This is a genomic window from Sphingomonas sp. Leaf38, assembly GCF_001421825.1.
Lineage (GTDB): Bacteria > Pseudomonadota > Alphaproteobacteria > Sphingomonadales > Sphingomonadaceae > Sphingomonas.
This window is the reverse complement of record NZ_LMLD01000008.1, coordinates 112,154-120,295: the sequence shown is the minus strand read 5'-3', so window position 1 is coordinate 120,295 and position 8,142 is coordinate 112,154. Positions and strand designations below refer to the sequence as shown.

Sequence of the window (8,142 nt, the reverse complement as noted above, 5' to 3'; positions counted from 1 at the left end):
GCTGGATAGAGCATCAGACTACGAATCTGAGGGTCGGGCGTTCGAATCGCTCTGGGTGCACCATTCTTCCTCATCGGCTGTTGGGTCATGCGACGATGCGATCGAGCCGCTGCGCTCTTGCGTCGATGTGACTGTCGATACGGGGGGATCCTCAATCCGCCTGCTGACTTGCGAACGTCCCGAGTCGCGTTTGGGCGTATGGATCCACCGGCGCATCTCCTTCGCTGATCGGACGTTCGACGTGGGGGCGGGTTCCGCGATAGACGCGCTGCGACTTTGGACATGGTCGCGCGTTCGGCGCACAGATAAGCTGAAGGAGATGGTAATGAGGCGGACGAGCAAAGGGTTGATCGGTGGCGCGCTGTTCACAGCGGTGTCGGGGCTCGCGCTATCGTTGTATTCGAGCCGGATCGCGCGCCGCGCGGAGGCGCTGGTGCCCGCGGAGGGCCGTTTCCTCGACGTCGCCGGCGCTCGACTACATTATATCGACGTCGGCAGCGGCCCGACGATCGTCATGGTGCACGGGCTTGGCGGGCAGTTGCGCAACTTCGGCTATGCACTGGTCGATTTGCTAAAGGACGAGTACCGCGTGATCGTCGTCGATCGGCCAGGATCGGGCTATTCGACCGCAACGGGCGCCATGCCCGGAATCGTCGCGCAGGGTGCGATCATCGCCGACTTCATCCAGAAGCTTGGGCTCGATCGCCCCTTGCTGGTGGGGCACTCGCTGGGCGGCGCGATCGCGCTCGCGGTGGGGCTTGAATACCCGCACCTGGTCCGCGCGCTCGCGCTGATCGCGCCGCTTACCCGCCCGCAGGAAACTGTCCCCGAAAGCTTCCGTGGGCTCGCTCGTGTGCCCGCGCGCGCACGGCACGGGTTCGCGCAAGTCCTCGGCACGCCGCTCAGCCGCCTGACTTCGGCCAAGACGCTCGAAGGCATTTTCGCCCCCGAGGCGGTGCCGGAGGATTTCGCAGTTCGTGGCGGTGGCGCATTGTCGCAGCGACCGATCGCGATCGCGGCGGCGGCGGCGGATCTTGGCGGCGTGAACGACGACCTGACGCCGATGACCGAACGCTATGGCGAAATCGGCGTGCCGACGCGGATCCTGTTCGGACGCCAGGATGCAATCCTCGATCCCGCCTTTAACGGTCACCGGACCGCGGCGGCCATCCCAGGGGCGAAGATCGATACGATCGAGGGCGGCCACATGATCCTGGTGACCGCACCCGAAGCCTGCGCCCGCTTCATCCGCGCGGCCTTCGCCGCGGGGTGACGGCCGCGGCGAAGAATGCGCCTCGCTCCGCCCTTCAAGGCACCGAATCGTGAATACTGCCCGGCTCCCTGTTCTTCCGCACAGGCGGTAGAACAGGGGCGGTCGCAGAAACGCCAAGGCTGGGGGTCAGCCCGCGACGGGCAGCTTTACCCGGTTCGCGTCGTCGCGTTCGAGCGGGCCGTAGGACAGCACCGTCTCCAGCAGGAGTGGGCCGTTATAGAGGTGCGGAAACATTTGTCCGCCGCGCGACTCTTCCCATCTCACATCGTCGCCGATGGCCTCGAGATCGATCGCGGCGACGTGGAGGTCGCTCTGGCCGGCGAAATGCTTGTCGACCGTCCCGGTCAGCTGCGCTGCCGTCGACAAATGGATATAGCCATCAGCCAAATCCACCGGCGCACCGGCGAAGCTGCCGCTCTCCAGCGTCGCCAACTGCTCGCCGGTCAGTACCTTGTAGGCGATCGGGTCGCGGCTCATTCGCCGTCCCCCTGGCCGTCGGTCGGATCGCCCGCTGCCGTGTCCTCGCCGATCGTGGCGCCGGTGTCGGGCGCGAGCTCTGGCGTTGCGTCGGCCAGGTTGATCTCGGCGTCTTCCTCGGTTTCTTCGATGCGCGCGGCCGAGACGACATGCTCGCCCTTCGCCACGTTGAACAGCTTCACGCCGGCCGAATTGCGGCTGATGACGCGGAGTGACGCGAGCGTCGTGCGGATCAGCTTCGCCTGGTTGGTGACCAGCATCAGCTGATGGCCCTTCGCCGCGGCGAAGCTTGCCACGACGGGTCCGTTACGCGCGATGTTGTCGATGTTGGTGATGCCCTGGCCACCGCGGCCGGTCTGGCGATAGTCGTAGGCGCTGGACAGCTTGCCATAGCCATTCTCGCAGATGGTCAGGATGAACTGCTCGCGCTCCTTCAGATCATTGTACCGCTCGGCACCCAGATCATGCTCGCCCTCGCGCTCGCCCTTCCAGGGGGCGAATTTGAGGTAGGTCTCGCGGTCGGCCGGGGTCGCCTCGACGCGGTGCAGGACCGACAGCGAGATGACCTCGTCGTCGCCCTTCAGCGTGACGCCGCGGACGCCCGTCGACGTACGGCTCTGGAATTCGCGGACGTCGTCGCCGGCGAAACGGATCGCCTTGCCGAGCTTGGTAGCGAGCAGCACGTCGTCATGCTCGGTGAGCAGAGCGACGCCGATCAGCTTGTCCTCCGAACCCTCTTCGAAGCGCATCGCGATCTTGCCGTTCGACGGCACGTTGGTGAACGCATCCATCGCGTTGCGGCGGACAAGCCCGCGCTGCGTCGCGAACATCACGTGGAGGCGGCTCCACTCGCTGAGATCCTCCGGCAGCGGCAGCACGGTCGAGATCGTCTCGCCCGGCGCCAGCGGCAGCAGGTTGATCATCGGCCGGCCGCGCGTGGCGGGGCCACCCTCGGGCAGGCGCCAGACCTTGTAGCGATAGACCTTGCCGAGGTTCGAGAAGAACAGCACCGGCGTGTGCGTCGACGTGACGAACAGCTCGGTGACGACATCCTCATCCTTCGTCGACATGCCCGCGCGACCCTTGCCGCCGCGTGCCTGTGCGCGGAACGTGTCGAGGCTGGTGCGCTTGATATAGCCCTGCATGGTCACGGTGACGACCATGTCCTCGCGCTCGATCAGATCCTCGTCGTCGATGCCGTTCGCGGCCGCGGCGATCTCGGAGCGGCGCGGCGTGGCGAATTCGTCGCGGATCGCGATCAGCTCGCCGCGCATCACTTCATACAGCTTGGCGCGATCACCGAGGATGTGGAGCAGCTCGGCGATCGAGGCCGCCAGCACCTTCAGCTCGTCGCCGATCTCGTCGCGGCCGAGCGCGGTGAGGCGGTGCAGACGCAGATCGAGGATCGCGCGGACCTGCGGCTCGGACAGCTTGTAGATGCCCTCCTGCTGCTTGTCCTCGACCGCCTCGACGAGTGCGATGTAGGGCGCGATCTCCGCGACCGGCCATTCGCGTGCGAGCAGCTTGCCGCGCGCTTCGGCGGGGCTCGACGACCCGCGGATGATGCGGACGACTTCGTCGAGGTTGGTGACCGCGATGACGAGGCCGAGCAACAGATGCGCGCGCTCACGTGCCTTGGCGAGCTCGAACTTCGAGCGGCGGGTGATGACCTGCTCGCGGAACGTGATGAACGCGTCGATGATGTCGCGCAGGTTCAGCAGCTCGGGACGGCCGCCGCGGATCGCGAGCATGTTGGCGGGGAAGCTCGACTGCGCAGGCGTGTGCCGCCAGAGCTGGTTGAGCACCACGTCGGGGGTCGCGTCGCGCTTCAGGTCGATGACGATGCGGACGCCCATGCGGCTCGATTCGTCGCGAATGTCGCTGACGCCCTCGATGCGCTTGTCCTTGGCGGCCTCGGCGATCTTCTCGACCAGGCCGTTCTTGCCGGTCTGGAACGGGATCTCGGTGAGGACGATCGAGCGACGGTCGCCCTTGCCCTCCTCGACGACGTGGCGCGAGCGGACGATGATCGAGCCGCGGCCGGTCTCGTAGGCGGACTTGGCGCCTGCACGGCCGAGGATGATCGCACCGGTCGGGAAATCGGGACCGGGGACGATCTCGAACAGTTCCTCGGTCGTGATCGCGCCGTTGTCCATGTACGCGAGGCACGCGGCGATGACTTCGCCGAGATTGTGCGGCGGGATGTTGGTCGCCATGCCGACCGCGATGCCGCCAGCGCCATTGACGAGCAAATTGGGGAAGCGCGCCGGCAGCACCGAAGGCTCGCGCTCCGAGCCGTCATAGTTGGGCGTGAAGTCGACCGTGTCCTTGTCGAGATCGCCGAGCAGCGCGTTGGCGACCTTGCCGAGGCGCGCCTCGGTGTAGCGCATCGCTGCGGGCGGATCGGGGTCCATCGAGCCGAAATTGCCCTGACCATCGATCAGCGGCACGCGCATCGACCAGTCCTGAGTCATGCGGGCCAAGGCGTCGTAGATCGAGCTGTCGCCGTGCGGGTGATATTTACCCATCACGTCACCGACGATACGCGCCGACTTGCGATAGGGCTTGCCGGCGACGAAGCCGCTCTCGTGCGCGCCGTACAGGATGCGGCGATGGACGGGCTTCAACCCGTCGCGGACATCGGGCAGCGCGCGCGCGACGATGACGCTCATCGCATAGTCGAGATAGCTCGACTTCATCTCGTCGACGATCGAGATGGTGGCAATGCCGGCTGGCTCGCCGCCGGTGGGTTCGGCGAGCATGGTCTCGTCGGTCAAATCTGAAGGCTTTCGGCTTGTTTCGGTGTTGTGACACACCTTAGCCGAGGGGTCGGCTGCTTACTACCCCCGCGCACGCGTACGCACGCGAGGGAGAAGGGTTTCATCGTGAATTCGGGGTTATTTGCAGGCGGCCTTGGTCTTGTTGCCGGCGAGCGCGCAATTGTACGTGACGGTCTTGCCGTTCGCGAGCTTGGCGGTGACCATCCGGCCCTTGGCGACCGTTGTGGTGCGCCTGGCGACGCGGGCGTTGCCCATCGGCGTGGTGGTCTTGGTCGTCGTGGTATGCGTCGCGACGGTCTTGGGCTGGACGGTCTTAGCTTGGGTCGCGGCGATCGCGGCGGTGCCGGACAGCAGCGCGCCGCCGGCGAGGATCGCGAGGGGGAGGGACTTCTTCATGCGGGTATCCTCTCTGTTTCGACCTTGGTGGACGATGCGCCGAGAGTGGGCGCGGGCACCTGAACGCAGGGTGGCGGACAGGTGAAATCCGCGTCATGCGCCGAGAGAAGAGGCGATCCTCCCCCGCCAGGGGGAGGTGGCGCCGAAGGCGACGGAGGGGGCGGACACGGAGCGGCGGTTTCCCTTTCCTCCCCCTCCGTCTGGCAAGTGCCAGCCACCCCCCCCTGGCGGGGGAGGATTGTAGGTGGCTACGGCGTGACCTCGACACCGTCCCAGGCGAACAGCTTGCCACTGTCGGGGGCGCGCAGGCCGTCAATCACGTCGAGTAGCTGGACTGCTGCGCGGTCCGGCTTGAAGAGATTGCCCGGCGTCACATTGCCTTGGAACGGCGCCGACAGCCCGGTGTCCACCGTCCCCGGATGCAGCCCCACGACGATGCCGCTGGAATTGCGGCGCTTGTCCTCGATCGAGATCGTCTTCACGAGCTGGTTCAACGCCGCCTTTGACGCACGATAGCCGTACCAGCCGCCGAGCCTGTTATCGCCGATGCTCCCGACCCGCGCCGACAGCACGGCGAACACGATCCGCCCCGCCTTTGGCATGGTCGGCAGGAAGTGCTTCGCCACCAGCGCCGGCCCGATCGCGTTGATCGCGAAGTTGCGCGCCATCCACACGGGGTCGAGCTCGCGCATCGCCTTTTCGGGGCCTTTGTCGCCGTCGTGGAGCAATCCCGTTGCGACCACTACCAGCGTCGGCGACCCGACACGTGCGGCCGCTGCGGCAATGCTCGCCTCGTCCTCCAGATCGAGATGCCGGTCGCCGCTCTCCGACCGTGCAAATCCATAGACCCGATCGAACGCGCCCTCCTCGATCAGCGCCTCCTCCAGTGCCTTCCCAATGCCGCCCGAGGCGCCGATGACGACCGCGCTGCTCATTTGCGTAGGAACCGGAACTGCGTGTCGCTGCTGCCCGCCGCGTCATAGGCATAGCCGTCGCTGTCGAACCCCTTGATCCCCTCGATGTCGTCGATCCGGTGCTCGACCAGCCAGCGCGCGACCATGCCGCGCGCCTTTTTGGCGTGGAAGCTGACGAACTTCTGCGCCTCGCCCTCGCGGAAATCGATCGCCACGACGCGGATCGACGCGGGCAGCTTCCCCTGCGCCGCCGCCCAATATTCCTGGCTGGCGAGGTTCAGGATCGTCCCCGCCCCCTCCGCCTCGACATCGGCGGCGAGCAGCTTGGCGATCCGGTCGCCCCACCAGTCGGTCAGCTTCGTCTTCCGCGGCGCCCAGCGCGTGCCCATCTCCAGCCGATAGGGGCGCATCAGGTCGAGCGGCCGCAACAGGCCGTACAGCCCCGACAGCAACCGGACATGATCCTGCGCATACGCCACCGCCACCTCGTCGAGCGTCTTGGCCTCGAGGCCAGTATAGACGTCGCCCGCGAACGCGAACATCGCCGGCCGCTCGGGCAGCGTGTCGAAATCGCGGAATCTGTCCGCGTTCAGCTTCGCCAGTGCGGGCGAGATGTGCATCAGCTCGGCCAGCTTCTTCTGCGTCAGATGCGCCGCGGCATGCGCCAGCGTCGTCGCCTCGGCGGCAAAGCGCGGTATCGTCGGCTCGAGATTGGGCAGGGCGCTCTCGTAATCGAGCGTCTTGGCGGGCGATAGGACAGCGATCATCGCCGCGATCTAGCGACCGCGGCGAGTGCGTTCAATCGACGTTCACGCGCTAATTTGCAGGGGGCTAATTTGCAGACGGGGGATCCGGACCGCTTGCTTGAACGTATGCACCACGGACCATATAGCGTCGCGGCGCGCCACCGAGGTGAGCGGGCTGACGCAGAGGGAGAGTTTCCGCATGAAGACCATTTCCAAGCTTGCACTGGTTGCGGCGTTCGCCACCGGCGTGAGCAGCATGGCGCTCACCACGCCCGCCTTCGCCAAGGACAAGAAGGCCGATGCCGCGGCGACCGTGAAGCTGAGCCCCGAAGTGCAGAAGCCAGGGCTGGCTGCGCAGACTGCGCTGGCAGCCAAGGATTATCCGACCGCGCAGACCGCGATCGACCAGGTCGATGCCGCCGCTAAGTCGGATTACGAGAAATATATCGGCGCCGCGCTGCGTTATCAGCTCGAATCCGAGAAGCTCATTGCGGCACAGACCGCGAACCCGAATGCACCCATCAACGAAACCACGCTGGCGACACCGCTTGACGCGCTGATCGCCAACCCGGCGACGCCGGCTGCCGATCGCGGCCGCTACGCCTATCGTCGCGGCGCGCTCGCCTTCAACGGCAAGCAATACCCGGTCGCGCTGCAGTATTTCGCCAAGGCCAAGGAACTCGGCTACACCGATCCGAACCTGCCGTTGCAGATTATCAAAGCAAAGATGGATAGCGGCGATGTCGCCGGGGCCACCGCCGATCTTGATGCCGCGATCACGCAGATGACCGCGTCGGGCCAGAAGGCACCCGAGGAATATTATCGCTACGCAGTCGCCAAGTCGTATGCCGCCAAGCGCAAGCCCGAGACGATGGCATGGCTGAAGAAGTGGATCACCGCCTATCCGTCCGCCAAGAACTGGCGCGACGTGCTGATCCTGTCGGGCATCCAGAAGGACGCGCTGATCACGCTCGACGAGCCGCAAAAGGTCGATATTTTCCGCCTGATGCGCGCGACCAACTCGCTCGCCGATCAGACCGACTATCTGCAATATGCAGACAGCGTGAACCGTCGTGGCCTGCCGAGCGAAGCGCAGGCCGTGATCAAGGAAGGTCTGGCATCGGGCAAGATCCCGGCGTCGAACACGATGGCCAAGAGCCTGCTGGCGGATGCGACCAAGAACATCGCCGCCGATGGTCCGCTGTCGGGTCTGGAAAAGCGCGCTGCGACGGCACCGAACGGCAAGCTGGCCGCAGGGACCGCGGATGCGTATCTCGGTCAGAACAACTACGCCAAGTCGGTCGAGCTCTATCGCCTGGCGCTGACCAAGGGTGGCGTCGATGCCGACGACGTGAACCTGCATCTGGGTATCGCGCTTGCACGCTCGGGCGACAAGGCTGGGGCCGCGACCGCGTTCTCGGCGGTAAAGGCATCGCCCAAGGCGGACGTCGCGGGTCTGTGGACCACGTGGCTCGGCGCACCGGCCGCCTGAGCGACCGGAGTCTTTTCAAAGGAAAACGGGGCGGCAGCGATGCCGCCCCGTTTTCGTTTGGGGG

At 65.9% G+C, this 8,142-nt stretch carries 7 protein-coding genes; 2 read left to right on the top strand and 5 right to left on the bottom strand.

All coding sequences use genetic code 11. The features are described from left to right. The first annotated feature begins 325 nt into the window (after nt 1-325). Nucleotides 326-1,273 (top strand): alpha/beta fold hydrolase, encoded by a 948-nt coding sequence (locus ASE88_RS01620; RefSeq protein ID WP_235525835.1) that lies wholly within the window; start codon nt 326-328, stop codon nt 1,271-1,273. Nucleotides 1,274-1,399: 126 nt separating this feature from the next. Here the strand turns inward: ASE88_RS01620 and ASE88_RS01615 are convergent, their stop codons facing one another. The 5 genes from ASE88_RS01615 to yaaA form a co-directional block, all read right to left on the bottom strand. Continuing rightward, nucleotides 1,400-1,750: a DUF952 domain-containing protein gene (locus tag ASE88_RS01615; protein WP_056474573.1), complete on the bottom strand. Its 351-nt coding sequence runs from the start codon at nt 1,748-1,750 to the stop codon at nt 1,400-1,402. After that, nucleotides 1,747-4,527, bottom strand: coding sequence for a DNA gyrase subunit A (gyrA, locus tag ASE88_RS01610; protein WP_056474570.1), 2,781 nt, complete (start codon nt 4,525-4,527; stop codon nt 1,747-1,749). The genes ASE88_RS01615 and gyrA overlap by 4 nt, the downstream gene beginning before the upstream one ends. A 120-nt stretch (nt 4,528-4,647) precedes the next feature. Beyond that, nucleotides 4,648-4,926: a hypothetical protein gene (locus ASE88_RS01605; protein WP_055880184.1), complete on the bottom strand. Its 279-nt coding sequence runs from the start codon at nt 4,924-4,926 to the stop codon at nt 4,648-4,650. Nucleotides 4,927-5,174: 248 nt separating this feature from the next. Further along, nucleotides 5,175-5,861, bottom strand: coding sequence for an SDR family NAD(P)-dependent oxidoreductase (locus tag ASE88_RS01600; protein ID WP_055880193.1), 687 nt, complete (start codon nt 5,859-5,861; stop codon nt 5,175-5,177). Continuing rightward, complete coding sequence (gene yaaA, locus ASE88_RS01595) at nt 5,858-6,607, bottom strand: peroxide stress protein YaaA (RefSeq protein WP_056474568.1); 750 nt, start codon at nt 6,605-6,607, stop codon at nt 5,858-5,860. The genes ASE88_RS01600 and yaaA overlap by 4 nt, the downstream gene beginning before the upstream one ends. A 178-nt stretch (nt 6,608-6,785) precedes the next feature. Here yaaA and ASE88_RS01590 point away from each other — a divergent pair, with 178 nt between their 5' ends. Further along, nucleotides 6,786-8,078, top strand: a complete 1,293-nt coding sequence (locus ASE88_RS01590; protein ID WP_055880200.1) for a hypothetical protein — start codon at nt 6,786-6,788, stop codon at nt 8,076-8,078. The last annotated feature ends 64 nt before the right edge of the window (nt 8,079-8,142 follow it).

What these genes read in the sequence shown, in the direction of transcription:
- ASE88_RS01590 (WP_055880200.1), top strand. Translation starts at nt 6,786, where the DNA reads ATGAAGACCATTTCCAAGCTTGCACTGGTTGCGGCGTTCGCCACCGGC.
- ASE88_RS01600 (WP_055880193.1), bottom strand. Translation starts at nt 5,861, where the DNA reads ATGAGCAGCGCGGTCGTCATCGGCGCCTCGGGCGGCATTGGGAAGGCA.
- ASE88_RS01620 (WP_235525835.1), top strand. Translation starts at nt 326, where the DNA reads ATGAGGCGGACGAGCAAAGGGTTGATCGGTGGCGCGCTGTTCACAGCG.
- ASE88_RS01605 (WP_055880184.1), bottom strand. Translation starts at nt 4,926, where the DNA reads ATGAAGAAGTCCCTCCCCCTCGCGATCCTCGCCGGCGGCGCGCTGCTG.
- ASE88_RS01615 (WP_056474573.1), bottom strand. Translation starts at nt 1,750, where the DNA reads ATGAGCCGCGACCCGATCGCCTACAAGGTACTGACCGGCGAGCAGTTG.
- yaaA (WP_056474568.1), bottom strand. Translation starts at nt 6,607, where the DNA reads ATGATCGCTGTCCTATCGCCCGCCAAGACGCTCGATTACGAGAGCGCC.